Below are 16,356 nucleotides of genomic sequence, written 5' to 3' on the forward strand. Positions count from 1 at the left end.
CTGCACCACAATGCTACGGCGGGTGACGGTGTGCTGGAGCGCCCGCGCCGGGGCGGATAGCGTGCTCGGGTGCTCATCTCAGGTCTTCTCATCGGTGCCGCCCTCGGGTTCGTCCTCCAGCGCGGCCGCTTCTGCGTCACCGGCGCGTTCCGCGACGTCTGGATCGCCAGGAACACGTGGTGGCTGTCCGCCTTCTTCGTGGCCATCGCCGTCCAGGCGGTCGGCATCTGGGTGCTGAACGCCCTCGGCGTCATCACCCTCGAGGCCTCCGCCTTCCCGTGGCTGGCCACGGTCGTCGGCGGCTTCGTCTTCGGCTTCGGCATCGTGCTCGCCGGCGGCTGCGCCACCGGCACCTACTACCGCACGTCCGAGGGCCTCGTCGGCTCCTGGTTCGCGCTCATCTTCTACGCCCTGTTCGCGGCCGTCTCCAAGTACGGCCCGCTGGCCGGGACCACCGAGGCCGTGCGCGGTGTCACGGTCGGGACCCAGGGCTCGATCCACGAGACCCTCGGGATCTCCCCGTGGGTGCTCGTGCTGGCCCTCGTCGGCATCGCCGCCGTGTGGGCCCGCCACCACCTCACCAAGCCGCGGGCCAGGTTCGCGACCCTCCCGCCGGAGAAGACCGGCCTGAACCACCTGCTGTTCGAGAAGGCGTGGAACCCGTTCGCCACCGCGCTGGTCATCGGCGTCATCGCGATCATCGCCTGGCCCGCCAGCTGGGCCACCGGCCGCGAGTCCGGCCTCGGCATCACCACCCCGTCCGCCAACATCGCGAGCTACCTCACCACGGGCGACGTCGAGCTCGTCGACTGGGGCGTGTTCCTGGTCCTCGGCATCCTGATCGGCTCGTTCATCGCGGCCAAGGGCTCGGGCGAGTTCAAGCTCCGCGTCCCCGACGCGCCGACGATCGTGCGCTCCATCGGCGGCGGCGCCCTCATGGGCGTCGGCGCGGCGTGGGCCGGCGGGTGCACCATCGGCAACGCCCTGGTCGCCACCGCCGCCTTCGAGTGGCAGGGCTGGGTGAGCTTCGCCGTCATGATCCTCGGCACCGGGGCGGCCGCCAAGATCTTCATCGCCCCCCGCAAGAAGTCCGCCGCCCCGGGCCGCGTCCCGGCCGGCGTCTGATCCGCACCGACCCCCAGTCCCAGGAGGCACCCCTGATGGCCCAGCACATCCTCGAGACCGACGGCCTCGTCTGCCCGTTCCCCGTGGTCGAGGCGAAGGCCGCGATGGCCGGGATGCCCGCCGGCGACGAGCTCGTCATCAACTTCGACTGCACGCAGGGCACCGAGGCCATTCCCCGCTGGGCGGCGGAGAACGGCTACCCGGTCACGGAGTTCAGCAAGCGCGGTGCGGCCGAGTGGTCGATCACCGTGCAGAAGGCCTGATCTCCCGCGAGATCCCTGGCAGCGGCGGACCCCCGCGACCGAGCACCCTCGGCCGCGGGGGTCCGCCGCTGTCGGTCGCGCCCGTCGCGCCCCACCTGCCACCATGGTGCTGCCGGTCACGTCGGACCCTTCTAAAATGAACCATCGTCATTTAGAGTGGCAGGCACCGCGCACTCGCCCGCAGAGAGGAACCACCATGAGCGACGTCCTGCAGAACTACGTCGACGGCGCCTTCGTCGACGCCCACGGCACCGGCCGGATCGACGTCGTCGACCCCACCACCGGCTCGACGGTCGCCGTCTCCCCGGTCTCGGACGCCACGGACGTGGACGCGGCCTTCGCCGCCGCCCGGAGGGCGTTCCGGTCCTGGAAGCGGACCACCCCGAGCGAGCGCCAGCTCCTGCTGCTCCGGCTCGCGGACGCGCTCGAGGCCCACAGCTCCGAGCTCGTCGACGCCCAGCACCGCAACACCGGCCAGCCCCGCCAGATGATCGCGGACGAGGAGGTCGGCGCCGGCGCCGACAACCTGCGCTTCTTCGCCGGCGCGGCCCGCACCCTCGAGGGCAAGGCCGCGGCGGAATACCTGAGCGAGCACACCTCCTACGTGCGGCGCGAGCCGGTCGGCGTCGTGGCGCAGGTGACCCCCTGGAACTACCCGCTGCTCATGGCGATCTGGAAGCTCGGCCCCGCGCTGGCCGCCGGCAACACCGTGGTCCTCAAGCCCTCGGACACCACCCCGGAGTCCACCCTGGTCCTGGCCCGGCTCATCGACGGGATCTTCCCCGCCGGCGTGGTGAACATCCTCCTGGGGGACGGCTCCACGGGGGCGCTCATGACCGCCCACCGCACGCCCTCCATGGTCTCCATCACCGGCTCCGTGCGCGCCGGTCGCGCCGTGGCCCTGGCCGCGGCGCAGAACCTCACGCGCGGTCACCTCGAGCTGGGCGGCAAGGCGCCCGCGGTCGTGTTCGCGGACGCCGACCTGCCCGCCGCGGCCAAGGCCCTCGTGGAGTTCGGCACCTTCAACGCCGGCCAGGACTGCACCGCGGTGACCCGCATCCTCGTCCAGGACAGCGCCCACGACGAGTTCGTGCGCCTGCTCGCCGCGGCCGCCCGGGACACCGTGACGGGGGACCCGGACGAGTCGAAGAACTTCTACGGCCCCCTCAACAACGCCCGCCACTTCGAGGACGTCTGCCGCAAGCTCGCCGACCTCCCCGAGCACGCGACCGTGGTCACCGGCGGGAAGCCGGTCGAGGGCGCCCCCGGCTATTTCTTCGAGCCCACCGTGGTGTCCGGGGTGCACCAGGACGACGCCCTCGTCCAGGAGGAGACCTTCGGGCCCGTGCTCACCGTGCAGCCCTTCGCCACGGAGGAGGAGGCGCTCGAGCTCGCCAACGACGTCGACTACGCCTTGGCCTCGAGCGTGTGGACCACCGACCACGGCACGGCCATGCGCGTCTCCCGCGACCTCGAGTTCGGGTGCGTGTGGGTCAACACCCACGTCATGCTGATCTCCGAGATGCCGCACGGCGGGTTCAAGAACTCCGGCTACGGCAAGGACCTCTCGCTCTACTCGGTCGAGGAGTACACCCAGGTCAAGCACGTCATGCACGCCCTGGACGCCTGAGCCGGGCCGGCGCCGCCGGCGGCCGGGTCCCCGCGGGCTGCTCCCCGGTCCCTGCCGGCGGCTCCCCGCCGGCCGCTCAGCCCGGTGCGGGGGCCCCGTCCCGCACGGCCGCCAGGCGCATCCGGAAGCCGTCCAGCATGGCGGTGAGGGCGACGTCGAAGGCCTCGTCCGCCGCCGCGGCGGCGTCGGCCGGCCGTGCCCGCACGGCGTCGGCGAACACGGGGGCCAGGTCCGAGCGCTCCCCGGGGTCGAAGATGTCGGCGGGCGCCGTGGCGTCGTAGGCGGCGCCGAAGACCAGGGACTCGATCGAGACGATCACGTCCGCGATGCCGGCCCCCTCCCAGCCCGCGTCCGCGAGGCCGCGGGCCACGGTCTCGTACATCTGCAGGGTGTGCGGGGAGTTCGCGACCGGCAGCACTGCCATGATCGGGATCATGGCCGTGTGCTGGGCGTAGCAGTCCCGGTACGACCGCGCCCAGCGCTCGAGGGCCTCGTCCCACGGGACGGCGCCGAACGCGGAGCGGTCGATCCCCTGGTTGATCCGGTCCTGCACCCGGATCAGCACGTCCCGCTTCGACGGCGTGTGGTTGTACAGGGCCGAGGTGGAGACCTTCAGCTCCTGCGCCAGCTCCGTCATCGTCAGGTGCTGGTAGCCCCGGGTGGCCACGATCTTGATCGCGGCCTTGGTGATCCGCTCCTCGGAGAGCACGGGCTTGCTCGGGCGCCCGCGGCGGCGCGGAGTGGTGCCGGCAGCAGCCATGGGCAGATCCTCCTGTGGTCGGTGCTGCGGGCCCCGGGGGCGAGGGATCCGGGCCGCGGGTCGGGCGGTCACCTCCGAGTCTAGGGCGGCGGCCCGACGCCCGTGTCCTTGACCGCCGCCCCGCCGGCTCCTAGCATCTGCCCGGTGAGCAGCGCCGACATCCACTTCTACTTCGATCCGACGTGCCCCTTCGCATGGCTGACCAGCTCGTGGGTCCGCACGGTGACGGCCCGCCGGGAGTACCGGGTGGACTGGCGGTTCATCTCCCTGCGCCTGCTCAACGAGCACGTGGACTACGACGCGTGGTTCCCGCCGGAGTACGAGGAGTCCCACACGGCGGGGCTGCGCCTGCTGCGCGTGGCCGCGCGGACCCGGGCGGAGCGCGGGCGCGCAGCGGTCGGGCGGCTGTACGAGGGTCTCGGCGCCCGGATCTTCGACGCCGATCCCGTGCCCGGCACCGAGGGGGCGGGGCACGGCCACCGCGGCACCCGTGCCTTCCTCGAGCCGGTGCTGACCGCCACGGGGCTCCCGGTGGAGCTCGCCGACGCCCTCGAGGACCGGTCGTGGGACGCGGTGCTCCGGGCGGAGACGGAGGAGGCCCTGGCGCTCACCGGCCGGGACGTCGGGACCCCCATCATCCACTTCGAGCCGCCGGAGGGCGTGGCCTTCTTCGGCCCCGTCATCAGCCGCCTGCCCGCCGAGGAGGACGCGGTGGAGCTGTGGGACCACGTGGTGGCCCTCGCCCGGTTCCCCGGCTTCGCCGAGCTCAAGCGCAGCCTCCGGGAGCAGCCGCGGCTGCGGGGCCTCGGCGCCGCGCCGGACGCGCCCGGGATCGAGGAGGACTGGCACGCCGGGAGCCGCCGGACCAAGAAGTAGGCGTTCCCGCCGCCGGGCGGATTTCTCGCCGCAGGTCTTGACGGACCGCTGTGCGCACGCGCTTAATGAAAGAAGTTCATTTTAGCGTGAAGGAGAGCACAGTGACCGATCAACGCACCCTGGGCAGCCGGACGGCGATCGAGCGCGACGTCGTCGTCGTCGGCGCCGGCCCCGCCGGACTGATGGCGGCCCGGCGCCTGGCCGCCGCCGGGAGGTCCGTGGCCGTCCTCGAGGCCCGTGACCGCGTGGGCGGACGGACCTGGTCGAAGACCGTGGACGGGGCGTTCCTGGAGGTCGGCGGGCAGTGGATCTCCCCGGACCAGACCGAGCTGCTGGCGCTGGTGGACGAGCTCGGCCTGCAGACCTACCAGCGCTACCGCGAGGGCGAGTCCGTCTACCTGGCCCCGGACGGCACCCGCCACACCTACACCGGCTCGATGTTCCCGGCGGGGGAGTCCACGACCGCCGAGATGGCGAAGCTCGTCGCGCTCCTGGACGGGCTGGTCGAGCAGATCGGCGCCGCCGAGCCGTGGGCGCACCCGGCGGCCCGGGAGCTGGACACCGTCTCCTTCCACCACTGGCTGCGGCAGCACTCCGACGACGAGGCCGCCTGCAACAACATCGGGATCTTCGTGGCCGGCGGGATGCTCACCAAGCCGGCGCACGCCTTCTCCACGCTGCAGGCCGTGCTCATGGCCGCCTCCGCCGGATCCTTCTCGAACCTCGTGGACGAGGACTTCATCCTCGACCGGCGCGTGGTCGGGGGCATGCAGTCCGTCTCCGAGGCGATGGCCGCCGAGCTCGGGCCCGACGTCGTGTTCCTCGACACCCCGGTGCGCACCATCCGGTGGGCCGGGAACGACGGGACCTACGCCGAGCACGTCCCCGGCACCCCCGTCACCGTCTGGTCCGACCGGCTCACCGTGGTCGCCCGCGACGTGGTCGTGGCCGTGCCCCCGAACCTCTACTCCCGGATCTCCTTCGAGCCGCCCCTGCCGCGGCTGCAGCACCAGATGCACCAGCACCAGTCCCTGGGCCTCGTGATCAAGGTGCACGCCGTCTACGAGACGCCCTTCTGGCGGGACATGGGCCTCTCCGGCACCGGCTTCGGCGCCCACGAGCTGTCCCAGGAGGTCTACGACAACACCAACCACGGGGACCCCCGCGGCACCCTGGTCGGCTTCGTCTCGGACGAGAAGGCCGACGAGGTCTTCCGCCTGCCCGCCGAGGAGCGCCGGCGGCTGGTCCTCGAGTCCCTCGCCCGCTACCTCGGGGAGGAGGCCCTGCACCCGGTGGTCTACTACGAGTCGGACTTCGGCTCCGAGGAGTGGACCCGCGGCGCCTACGCCGCCAGCTACGACCTCGGCGGGCTGCACCGCTACGGCGCCCACCAGCGCACCCCCGTGGGGCCGATCCGCTGGGCCTGCTCCGACCTCGCCGCCGAGGGCTACCAGCACGTCGACGGCGCCCTGCGCCAGGGCCGGCTCGCCGCCGCCGAGATCCTCGGCGCCGGCGCCGCGCCCGTCGCCGCGATGCACGGAGCCGGGCGGTGACCGGCGACCGTCCGGGGCGCTGCGTCGTCGGCTACAACGGGGACCGGCCCAGCAAGGACGCCGTCCGGCTCGCCGGGGCGATGGCCCGGGCCTTCGGGGCCGAGCTGGAGATCGTGCTCGTGCTGCGCGCGGACAGCCCCTACCAGCAGGTCTACCCGCCGGTCGGGGACATCGCCCCGGTCGTGCGGCACCAGGCCCGCACGTGGCTCGAGGAGGCCGCGCAGCTCGTGCCGGAGGGCGTCACGGTCCGCACGCACCTGCGGGAGGACGGCTCCGCCGCCGCGGGCCTCCTCCGGGCCGCCGAGGAGCTCGGCGCGCAGCTGATCGTGGTGGGCGCCGGCACCGGGGCGGGACGCTTCTCGGCCGGGCCCGTGGTCAGCGCCCTGCTGCACAGCTCGCCCGTGCCCGTGGCCCTCGCCCCGCGCCGGTATGCCGGGGACGTCCCGCTCACCCGGCTCTCCGCCGCCGTGGGCACCCGCCCCGGCGCGCACCAGGTCATCCGGGAGGCCGTCCGGGCGGTCGAGCACTCCGGGCTCGAGCTCGAGCTGATCTCCTTCCTCGAGGGCGAGGCCGCGGACCCGGGCGCGGCCGAGCAGGTCCGCCGGCGGGTCGAGGAGCACCTCGAGGCCGCGGCGGACGAGGTCCGCCGCACCCGGCCCGTGAGCGTGCGGGTCGCCACCGGGCGCACCCTCAAGAAGGCCGCGCAGGACGTCGACTGGTCTCCCGGCGGCCTCCTGCTCATCGGCTCGTCCCGCCTGGCCCAGGGGCGGCAGACCTTCCTGGGCACCACCGCAGCACGGCTGCTCAAGCACATCCCGGTGCCGATGGTCGTCGTGCCGCGCCCGGACCGCACCGAGGAGGACGCGTCATGAGCACATCCGACATCGAGGCGCCGGCGCGCACCGGCACCGACAAGGGACTCAGCAAGGGCGCCGTGGGGCTGCTCGGCTCCGTGGTCATCGGCGTCTCCTGCATCGCCCCGGCCTACACCCTCTCCGCGGCCCTGGGGCCCACCGCCGCGGAGGTCGGCACCTCCCTGCCGGCCATCTTCCTCGTGGGCTTCCTCCCCATGCTGCTCGTGGCCCTCGGCTACCAGCAGCTCAACCGGGCCATGCCGGACTCGGGCACCACCTTCACGTGGGGCTCCAAGGCCTTCGGGCCGTGGCTGGGCTGGATGGGCGGCTGGGGCCTGCTGGCCGCCACCATCCTGGGGCTCTCCAATCTCGCGGGCGTGGCCGTGGACTTCCTCTACCTGGCCCTCGCCCAGCTCACCGGCAACGCCGCCATCGCGGAGCTCACGCGCAACGTGCCCGTCAACGTGGCCACGTGCCTCGTGTTCGTGGCCCTGGCCGCCTGGATCTCCTACCGCGGGATGGAGACCACCAAGGCGTTCCAGTACGTGCTCGTGGCGTTCCAGGCGGTCGTGCTCCTGTGGTTCTCGTTCGCCGCCTTCGGCCACGTGGCCGCCGGCACCGCCTACGAGGGGCTGACCGTGCGCGCCGAGTGGTTCAATCCGTTCGGCGTCGAGTCCTTCTCCGCGTTCGCGGCGGGCGTGTCCCTGTCCGTGTTCGTCTACTGGGGCTGGGACGTGGTGCTCACCATCAACGAGGAGACCAAGGGGGCCGCCACCACCCCGGGCAAGGCCGCCGTGACCACCATCTTCGTGATCGTCGCCCTCTACCTGACCATCGCCCTCGCGGTGCTCACGTTCTCCGGGGTCTCCGACCAGGGGCTGGGCATGGGCAACGAGGAGATCCAGGAGAACATCTTCGCGGCGCTCGCGGGCCCCGTGATGGGTCCCTTCGCGATCCTGATGTCCCTCGCGGTGCTGTCCTCCTCGGCGGCCTCCCTGCAGTCCACGTTCGTCTCCCCGGCCCGCACGATGCTGGCCATGGGCTACTACGGTGCGCTGCCGCCGGAGTTCGCGCGGGTCACCCCGCGGTACCAGACCCCGGGCTACGCGACGGTCGCGGCGGCCGTGATCTCCGCGGGCTTCTACGCCGTGATGCGCGTGGTCTCGGAGAACGTCCTCTGGGACACCATCACCACCCTCGGCATGATGGTCTGCTTCTACTACGGGGTCACCGCCCTGGCCTGCGTCTGGTACTTCCGGCGCGAGGCCTTCCGGGGCGCGAAGAACGTGTTCACCAAGTTCCTCGCGCCGCTGCTCGGCGGGATCCTGCTGCTGGTGTTCTTCGGGCAGACGGCCTACGACTCGATGGACCCGGAGTACGGCTCCGGCTCGCAGATCGGCGGCGTGGGCCTCGTGTTCCTCCTGGGCGTGGGCATCCTGCTGCTCGGCGTCGCGGTGATGCTCGTGCAGTACCGGCGCAATCCTGCGTTCTTCCGGGAGCGCTTCGAGACCACCGAGCTGCCCGTCCTGGACTGACTCCCCGCCTCGCGAGATGGGAGCTGACGGCGACCGTGGCTGCTCCGCTCGCCGTCAGCTGCCATCTCGCGCAAGGGGGAGGGGGAGGGTCACCAGATGTTCACGCGGTCCTCCGGGGGCAGCCACAAACCGTCCCCGGGCCGGGTGCCGAAGGTGTCGTGGAACGCGAACATGTTCTGCACCACCCGGTTGCAGCGGAACTCGTCCGGGGCGTGCGGATCGGTGGCCAGCCGGTTGACCAGCTCCTGCTCCCGGGCGGTCGAGCGCCACAGCGCCGCGTAGGCGTAGAAGAAGCGCTCCGCGCCGGTCAGCCCGTCGAGCACCGGCGCGCTGTCCTGGTCCAGGCCCCGCTCGGCCAGGGACATCCGGTAGGCCACCAGCGCGATCTCCAGCCCGCCGAGGTCCCCGATGTTCTCGCCCACCGTGAAGGCCCCGCTGACGTGGTGCCGCTCCGGGTCCAGCCCGCGCGGCGTGCAGCCGTCGTACTGGGCCACGAGCGCGGCGGTGCGCCGGGCGAACTCCGCGCGGTCCTCGTCGGTCCACCAGTTCTCCAGGTGGCCCCGGGAATCGTACTTGGCGCCCTGGTCGTCGAACCCGTGGCCGATCTCGTGGCCGATCACGGAGCCGATCGCCCCGTAGTTCACGGCGTCGTCGGCCTCGATGTCGAAGAACGGCGGCTGCAGGATCCCCGCCGGGAAGACCACCTCGTTGAGCACGGGGTGGAAGTAGGCGTTGACCCAGTGCGGGTAGAGGAACCACTCGCCCCGGTCCACGGGGGTGCCCATCCTCCCGACCGTGCGGTCGTGCTCCAGCGCCAGCCCCGCCCGGACGTTGCCCAGCAGGTCCGCCGGATCCAGCTGCAGGGAGGAGTAGTCCCGCCAGGACCCGGGGTAGCCGACCTTGACCGTGAACGTGGACAGCTTCTCCAGGGCGCGGGCCCGGGTGGCCTCCGACATCCACTCCAGCCGGGAGATCCGCTCCCGGTACGCGGCGAGCAGGTGCGCCACGAGCTGCTCCACCCGGGCCTTGTGCGCCGGCGGGAACCAGCGGGCCACGTAGTCGCGCGCCACGTCGTCGCCCAGGACCCGGGTGACCAGGTACTCGGCCCGCTTCCACCGCTCGCGGGGGCGGGTGATCCCCGACAGGGCGGTGCTGTAGAAGCGGAAGTTCTCCTCGACGAAGGCCCGGGGCAGGAACGGGGCGCGCTTGGACACGATCCGCCACGACTGCCAGATCCGGATCTGCTCCTCCGACCACTCCTGCCACAGCAGGCCCAGCCCCGCCGCGAAGGAGGGCTGGCGGACGATGACCCGGTCGAAGATGCCCGCGCCGCGCTCCGGGGCGGTGCCCTCGAGCCACGCCGTCCACGGGAATCCCGGCGCCATGGCCTCCAGGCCGGGCAGGTCCACGGGGTTGTACATCTCCTCGACGTCGCGCGCCGAGACGGTGTCCCAGTGGGCGGCGGCGAGCTGCGTCTCCATGGCGAGCACGGTCGCCGCGGCGTCCCCGGCGGGCACGCCCCAGCGCGCCGGCAGGTCCGCCAGCTCCAGCATCGCCGCGACGTGGGCCGTGAACGCCGTGCGCAGCCGTTCGTGCAGCGGGTCCGTGTAGTAGCTGTCCGCGGGCAGGGACAGCCCGTCCTGGCGGAGGAAGAAGGAGTAGCGGGACGAGTCCCGGGAGTCGTTCTCCACGAAGAAGGACAGCGGCCCGTCCACGCCGGTGCGGTGCAGGGCGGCCGAGGCGCGGGCGAGCCCCTCCTTGCCCCGGGCGGCGTCGAGCACCGCGAGGTCCGGGGCCAGGGCGGCCCGCCCGCGGCGCTCGATCTCGTCCTCGTCGAGGAAGGAGCGGTGCAGCGCGGCCATCCGGGACCCGGCCGGGGCCTCCTGCACGATCTCGTGCACCCGCCGCGTGTTGAGGTCGGCGAGGATCGCGGAGGCGCCGTCGAACGCGCGGTCCGCCGGGAGCTCGTGCGCCTCGATCCAGCCGCCGTTGACGTGGCGGTACAGGTCGTCCTGGGGCCGGACCCCGGGGTGGACGTGCTGCAGCTCGAGGCCGGAGACGGTGGTCACGGGAGCTTCCCCTGTCGTCGTGGCGGGGCGGCGCGGTCCGCCTCGCCCCAGCCTACGGACGGCGGCGCCGTGGCCCGCCTCGCGCGGGCCACGGCGTCCGTGGCGCTCGTCACACCCGTCCGGCGGGTGCGGCGGATCAGCTCGCGGCCGGCTCCGGGCTCGCCGAGGAGTCCGTGCCCTCGGAGTCCGCGGTGCCCAGCCACTCGGCCTTGAGCTGGTCGAGGGTGCCGTCCTCCTCCATGGCGGCCAGCGACTCGTTCACCCGCTCCAGCAGGGCCGTGTTGCCGGTCTTCACGGCCAGGCCGAGCTGCTCGCCGGTCTCGATCTCCTCGACCAGCCGCAGCTCCGGGTTGTCCGCGATGGCGGGGCCGGTCACGGAGATGTTGCCGAGCACGGCCTTGACGTCGTCGGTGTTGAGCCCCTGGATCATCAGCGAGGAGGTCTCGTACTGGACGACGTCCGCTCCGTTGTCCCGGGCGTAGTCCTCGCCGGTGGTGGCCTGCTGCGCGCCCACGCGCTGGCCCTCGATGTCGGCCACGGACTCGATGCCGGAGTCCGGCGCCACGAGCAGGGCGAGGTTGTCCTCGAGGTAGGGGTCGGAGAAGTCCATCACCGACTCGCGCTCCTCGTTGATGGTCATGCCGGACGCGGCGAGGTCGCACTGGTCGGTGTCCAGCGCGGAGCCGGTCTCGATGGCCTCGAAGGGCGTGGTGATGACGTTCGTCTCCACGCCGAGGTCCTCGGCGATCCGGTTGACCAGGTCGATGTCGAAGCCCACGGTCTCGCCGTCCTCGACGTACTCGAAGGGGGCGTAGGGGATGTCCGAGCAGACCGTGAGGGTTCCCGGGCTGATCAGGCTGACCTCGCCCCCGCTCTCGCCCCCGCTCTCGCCCCCGCCGGAGGCCTCCTCGCCCCCTCCGGTGCTCGTGCACGCGCTCAGGGCCAGCGCGGAGACGGCCAGCACGGACAGGGTCGCTGCCCCGTGGAACCTGCTCTTCATGGATCTGTCCTTCCCTCGGGAGGTGGCCGGCCGCCGGTCCGTGCGCGGGGTCGTGCTCCGGTGCGGCCCACCGCTGAATGAGCCTCAGTGTAGGGGCTGTCGTGCTCCCGGTGTGTCGCGCACCACTGGTCGGTAGCTAATTCCCCGTGCCGCGCTCGCGACGACGGGGCGCGGGCCCGCGGAAGCCGCCCGGTGCCCGGGGCCGGCACGGCTTCGGCACAATGGAGCCCATGACTCCGATCGACGACGACCTGGGACCGGCTCCCGAGGAGGGGCGATGACGGCGGCTCCGGCGCCCGCGAGCGTGCGCGTGGACGTGTGGCTGTGGGCGGTGCGCGTGTTCAAGACCCGCTCCGCCGCGACGGCCGCGTGCCGCGCCGGGCACGTGAAGATCGACGGGACCTCGGTCAAGGCCGCCCAGCCGGTGCGGCCCGGCCAGCGGGTGGCCGTGCGCCGCCCCGGCCACGAGCAGGTCCTGGAGGTGGTGCAGCTGCTGACCAAGCGCGTCGGGGCCCCGGTGGCCGCGAAGGCCTACGTGGACCACAGCCCGCCCCCGCCCCCCGCGCTGCACGCGGCCGTCCCGCGGCGGGACCGGGGCGCCGGCCGGCCCACCAAGAAGGACCGCCGGGAGATGGACCGCCTCCGGGGTCTCTGAGGGCCCCGGCGCGCCCGGCTCCGGGCCGGCTCCCAGGAAGGCGCAGAATAATCCCCACTGCACGTGTGCCGTGGGTCACCCCGCCGTCCGGTGGTCCGACCCGCGGCCGGAACCCGAGGAGTTCGACCCATGGCACTGCTGGACACATCGGTGTGGACCGGAAAGATCTACGTCAACGGGTGGCGCGACGGCCGCGGCGGCACCGAGGACGTCACGAACCCGTCGACGGACGAGACGCTGGGGCAGATCGGCTTCGCGTCCCCCGAGGACGTGTACGAGGCGGCGGAGAAGGCCGCGGCGGCCCAGAAGGAGTGGGCGGCGCTGAAGCCCTCCGAGCGCGCCGCGGTGCTGCGCCGCGCCGGCCTCCTGTTCGAGGAGCACGCCGAGGAGGTCATGGACTGGGTGGTCCGGGAGACCGGGGCGATCCAGCCCAAGGCCGGGCTGGAGGCCTCGGTCGCGGCCGCGGAGTGCTACGAGTCCTCCGCGCTGCCGACCCATCCGCACGGGGAGTACCTGCCCTCCGACGCGCCGCACTGGTCGCTGTCCCGCCGGGTGCCGGCCGGGGTGGTCTCGGTCATCTCGCCGTTCAACTTCCCGCTGATCCTCTCGATCCGCTCCGTGGCCCCCGCCCTCGCTCTGGGCAACGCGGTGCTGCTCAAGCCGGACCCCCGCACCTCGGTCACGGGCGGCGCGCTCATCATGCGCGTGTTCGAGGAGGCCGGGCTGCCGCCCGGGGTCCTGCAGCTGCTGCCCGGCGGCGGCGACGTGGGGGCCGCCACGGTCGAGGCCCCGCAGGTGGACGTCGTGTCCTTCACCGGGTCCACCGCGGCGGGACGGCACGTGGGCGCCGCCGCGGCGCAGCACCTCAAGCGGGCCCACCTGGAGCTCGGCGGCAACAACGTGGTCATCGTGCTGCCGGGCGCGGACGTGGACCTGGCCGCCGGGGTCGGGGCGATGGGCTCCTTCTTCCACCAGGGCCAGATCTGCATGACCACCGGGCGCCACCTGGTGCACGAGGACCTGCACGACGAGTACGTGGACAAGCTCGCGGCGAAGGCCGAGGCGCTGGTGGTCGGGGATCCCGCCGAGGGGCCCGTGCACCTGGGCCCGATCATCGACGAGCGCCAGCTCAAGTCCATCGACGCGATCGTGCAGGAGACCGCCATCGCCGGCGCCCGGGTGGTCGCCGGCGGCTCCCACGACGGGCTGTTCTACCGGCCCACGGTGCTCGCCGACCTGACCCACGAGATGACGGCCTGGAAGGACGAGATCTTCGGCCCGGTGGCCCCCGTGATGAAGGTGTCCAGCGCCGAGGAGGCGGTGGAGTTCGCCAACGCCTCCGAGTACGGCCTCTCGGTGTCCATCATCGGGGACGTCGGCGAGGCCATGAAGATCGCCGACCGGATCCGCTCCGGCAAGATCCACATCAACGAGATGACGGTCGCCGACGAGGCCAACGCCCCCTTCGGCGGCATGGGCGCCTCGGGCACCGGCTCCCGGTTCGGCGGACCCACCGCCAACATCGACGCGTTCACCGAGACGCAGTGGATCACGATCAGCCCGGACGTCCCGCACTACCCCTTCTGAGCGCCGCCCCCTCCGGGCAGCGGGGACGGGAGGTCGTCGGTAGCCTGGACCGGTGACCACGACCTCCCGCCCCCGCGGCCTCAACCGGCAGATCCTGGCCCTGGCGGTCCCCGCCTTCGGGGCGCTCGTGGCCGAGCCGCTGTTCCTGCTGGCGGACTCCGCCATCGTCGGCCACCTCGGCACGCCCCAGCTCGCCGGCGTGGGCGTGGCGGCGGCCGTGCTGCAGACGGTCGTGGGGCTCATGGTCTTCCTCGCCTACAGCACCACCCCGGCGGTCGCCCGGCACCTCGGCGCGGGCCGGCTCCACGAGGCCGTGGCGGTGGGCCGGGACGGGCTGTGGGTGGCCGCGGGACTCGGCCTGCTCCTGTCCGCGGCGGGCTGGGCGGCGGGCCGCCCGCTGCTGGCGCTGATGGGCGCGCGCGGCGAGGTCCTCGAGCACGCCGTCGTCTACCTGCACTGGTCCCTGCCCGGGCTCACCGCGATGCTCCTGGTGCTCGCGGCCACCGGCGTGCTCCGCGGGCTCCAGGACACCAGGACGCCGCTGCTCATCGCCGGGATCGGGGCCGCGGCCAACGCGGGGCTCAACCTCCTGCTCGTCCACGGCGCGGGCCTGGGCGTGGCCGGCGCGGCGATCGGCACGAGCGCCGTGCAGTGGGCCATGGCCCTGGCCTACCTCCGGATCCTCCGCCGGCTCGCCCGCGAGCACGGCGTGGGGGCCCCGACCACGTGGCCGCGGCTGCGCTCGCACCTCGCGGTGGGCTCCTGGCTCATGCTCCGCACCGTGTCCCTGCGGGTGGCCATCCTCGCGACCGTCCTGGTGGTCACCGGACAGGGGGCGCAGAACCTCGCGGCGCACCAGCTCGTGATGACGGTGTTCAACTTCCTGGCGTTCGCCCTGGACGCCCTCGCCATCGCCGCACAGGCCCTGCTGGGCCGGGACATGGGGGCGCGGGACGTCGGGGACCCCGCGCAGCGCCGGGCGGTCCGGGCGCTGATGGACCGGCTGGTCCTGTGGGGGCTCGGCTTCGGCGTGCTGACCGGTCTCCTCGTGGCCCTGGTCGGCACGCGGCTGGGGTTCCTGCTCAGCCCCGACCCGGCGGTGCAGGCCCTCTTCGCGGCGGGGCTGCTGGTGGTGGCGGTCGGCCAGCCGCTGGCCGCCTACGTCTTCGTCCTGGACGGCGTGCTCATCGGGGCCGGGGACGCCCGCTACCTCGCGGTGGCCGGGGTGCTCAACCTCGCGGTCTACGCCCCGCTGCTGGTGCTCGTCGCGCTCCGTGCGGGGTCGGGGACCGGAGGGTTCGTGTGGCTGTGGGCCGCCTACGCCGGCGGGTACCTCGGGGCCCGCGCCCTGACCCTGGGGCTGCGTGCCCGCGGCGACTCCTGGCTGCTCAGGAACGCTCGGTAACAAGCGGGGGCGCACCCGGGGGATGTGGGGCGGATCACCTACGATGCCACTATGAACAGTGATTCCCGTGCAGAGAACCAGTCCGCCGCCGACTCCGGGCACAACGTGGTGCTCGTCGGCATCGACGGCTCCGACCAGGCCCGCCACGCGCTCGAGCGCGCCATCGACGAGGCCCGGGCCCAGGACCTGACGGTGCGCCTGCTGGGCGCCTACCCGGTCATCGGGGTCGGGGACCCCGGGCTCGAGATGCGGTTCACCGAGGCCGTGATGAAGGAGAACGCCGAGCACCTGGCCGAGGCCCGGCAAGCCGTGGAACAGGCGGGGCTGCCCGTCGAGGTCGTCGAGGCGGCCGGGGACGCCGCCAAGGCCGTCGTGGAGCAGTCGGGCGAGGCCGCCCTCGTGGTCATGGGCAAGCGCGGGCGCGGCGGCGCGCTGCGCGGCCGGCTGGGCTCGGTGTCCGCGGCCGTCGCGGCGCACGCCAAGAGCCCGGTCATCATCGTCCCCGAGGCCGCGGAGAGCCGGCACTCCGAACGGCGCGGGGGCAGCGCGGGCGACTTCGCGCTCGAGGCCGAGGGCCCGGTCAAGGCCGACGAGATCGACTTCACCGGCCGGGTGGTCGTGGGCCTGGACGCCCTCGGCTCGCGCAGCCCCGCGCTGGGGAAGGCCGTGGCGTACGCCCAGGAGCACGGCAAGTCCCTGGCGCTGGTCTCCGTGAACGGTGCCCTGTCCGGCACGCCCGCCTGGTTCCAGGACGAGTTCAACCAGGCGCGGTACTTCCACGAGGCCGACCGGAAGCTCACCGAGATCTCCGACGAGATCGCCGCCGAGCACCCCGAGCTGACGGTGGAGCACCACATCTTCGTGGGCCGCCCGGGCCGCATCCTGATGAACGCCACGCACTCCGCGGACCTGGTCGTGGTGGGCTCCCGCGGCATCGGCGGCTTCCGGGGACTGCTGCTCGGCTCGGTGTCCCAGGCGGTGCTGGAGAACGCCACCGGCCCGGTCATGGTCGTGCCCGCGCACCGCCCCTGAGCGGGCGTTCCC

Annotated in this window: 14 protein-coding genes; 11 read left to right on the forward strand and 3 right to left on the reverse strand. The window is 73.2% G+C overall.

All coding sequences use genetic code 11. The features are described from left to right. Nucleotides 1-69 precede the first annotated feature (69 nt). The 3 genes from ACPYN7_RS05110 (at nt 70) to ACPYN7_RS05120 (ending at nt 3,018) form a co-directional block, all read left to right on the forward strand. Nucleotides 70-1,125: a YeeE/YedE family protein gene (locus ACPYN7_RS05110; RefSeq protein ID WP_058874102.1), complete on the forward strand. Its 1,056-nt coding sequence runs from the start codon at nt 70-72 to the stop codon at nt 1,123-1,125. Between the two features lie 35 nt (nt 1,126-1,160). Continuing rightward, on the forward strand, nt 1,161-1,388 hold the full coding sequence (locus tag ACPYN7_RS05115; RefSeq protein ID WP_058874103.1) for a sulfurtransferase TusA family protein: 228 nt from the start codon (nt 1,161-1,163) through the stop codon (nt 1,386-1,388). 196 nt (nt 1,389-1,584) lie between these two features. Then, on the forward strand, nt 1,585-3,018 hold the full coding sequence (locus tag ACPYN7_RS05120; RefSeq protein WP_424346902.1) for an aminobutyraldehyde dehydrogenase: 1,434 nt from the start codon (nt 1,585-1,587) through the stop codon (nt 3,016-3,018). Between the two features lie 76 nt (nt 3,019-3,094). Here ACPYN7_RS05120 and ACPYN7_RS05125 read toward each other — a convergent pair whose 3' ends face one another. After that, nucleotides 3,095-3,778, reverse strand: coding sequence for a TetR/AcrR family transcriptional regulator (locus tag ACPYN7_RS05125; RefSeq protein WP_058874105.1), 684 nt, complete (start codon nt 3,776-3,778; stop codon nt 3,095-3,097). A gap of 144 nt (nt 3,779-3,922) precedes the next feature. Between ACPYN7_RS05125 and ACPYN7_RS05130 the strand changes: the two genes are divergently transcribed. The 4 genes from ACPYN7_RS05130 to ACPYN7_RS05145 all read left to right on the forward strand — a co-directional run bounded on the left by ACPYN7_RS05130 (nt 3,923) and on the right by ACPYN7_RS05145 (nt 8,596). Then, entirely contained in the window at nt 3,923-4,654 is a 732-nt protein-coding gene (locus ACPYN7_RS05130; protein ID WP_424346903.1) for a hypothetical protein, read from the forward strand. A gap of 101 nt (nt 4,655-4,755) precedes the next feature. Further along, the gene (locus ACPYN7_RS05135; RefSeq protein ID WP_424346904.1) at nt 4,756-6,207 is read left to right on the forward strand and encodes a flavin monoamine oxidase family protein; all 1,452 of its coding nucleotides are present in this window, start codon (nt 4,756-4,758) and stop codon (nt 6,205-6,207) included. Beyond that, the gene (locus tag ACPYN7_RS05140; protein ID WP_424346905.1) at nt 6,204-7,079 is read left to right on the forward strand and encodes a universal stress protein; all 876 of its coding nucleotides are present in this window, start codon (nt 6,204-6,206) and stop codon (nt 7,077-7,079) included. Before ACPYN7_RS05135 ends, ACPYN7_RS05140 begins: the two co-directional genes overlap by 4 nt. Then, nucleotides 7,076-8,596 carry an APC family permease gene (locus ACPYN7_RS05145; protein WP_424346906.1) on the forward strand — a complete coding sequence of 507 codons (1,521 nt, stop codon included), beginning with the start codon at nt 7,076-7,078 and terminating at the stop codon, nt 8,594-8,596. The genes ACPYN7_RS05140 and ACPYN7_RS05145 overlap by 4 nt, the downstream gene beginning before the upstream one ends. 89 nt (nt 8,597-8,685) lie before the next feature. Here ACPYN7_RS05145 and ACPYN7_RS05150 read toward each other — a convergent pair whose 3' ends face one another. After that, nucleotides 8,686-10,665, reverse strand: coding sequence for a M13 family metallopeptidase (locus tag ACPYN7_RS05150; protein WP_424346907.1), 1,980 nt, complete (start codon nt 10,663-10,665; stop codon nt 8,686-8,688). Nucleotides 10,666-10,801: 136 nt separating this feature from the next. Then, nucleotides 10,802-11,665: a transporter substrate-binding domain-containing protein gene (locus tag ACPYN7_RS05155; RefSeq protein ID WP_424346908.1), complete on the reverse strand. Its 864-nt coding sequence runs from the start codon at nt 11,663-11,665 to the stop codon at nt 10,802-10,804. A 277-nt stretch (nt 11,666-11,942) separates the two neighbouring features. Here ACPYN7_RS05155 and ACPYN7_RS05160 point away from each other — a divergent pair, with 277 nt between their 5' ends. From ACPYN7_RS05160 to ACPYN7_RS05175, 4 genes are all read left to right on the forward strand, one after another. After that, nucleotides 11,943-12,320, forward strand: a complete 378-nt coding sequence (locus ACPYN7_RS05160) for an RNA-binding S4 domain-containing protein (RefSeq protein WP_424346909.1) — start codon at nt 11,943-11,945, stop codon at nt 12,318-12,320. Between the two features lie 129 nt (nt 12,321-12,449). Beyond that, nucleotides 12,450-13,907: a benzaldehyde dehydrogenase gene (locus ACPYN7_RS05165; RefSeq protein ID WP_058874113.1), complete on the forward strand. Its 1,458-nt coding sequence runs from the start codon at nt 12,450-12,452 to the stop codon at nt 13,905-13,907. Nucleotides 13,908-13,959: 52 nt separating this feature from the next. Then, nucleotides 13,960-15,312, forward strand: a complete 1,353-nt coding sequence (locus tag ACPYN7_RS05170) for an MATE family efflux transporter (RefSeq protein WP_424346910.1) — start codon at nt 13,960-13,962, stop codon at nt 15,310-15,312. 51 nt (nt 15,313-15,363) lie between these two features. Beyond that, entirely contained in the window at nt 15,364-16,344 is a 981-nt protein-coding gene (locus ACPYN7_RS05175; RefSeq protein WP_058874145.1) for a universal stress protein, read from the forward strand. Nucleotides 16,345-16,356 lie beyond the last annotated feature (12 nt).

The sequence above is a fragment of the Kocuria sp. CH-021 genome, assembly GCF_049716185.1.
GTDB classification, from domain to species: Bacteria; Actinomycetota; Actinomycetes; order Actinomycetales; family Micrococcaceae; genus Kocuria; species Kocuria cellulosilytica.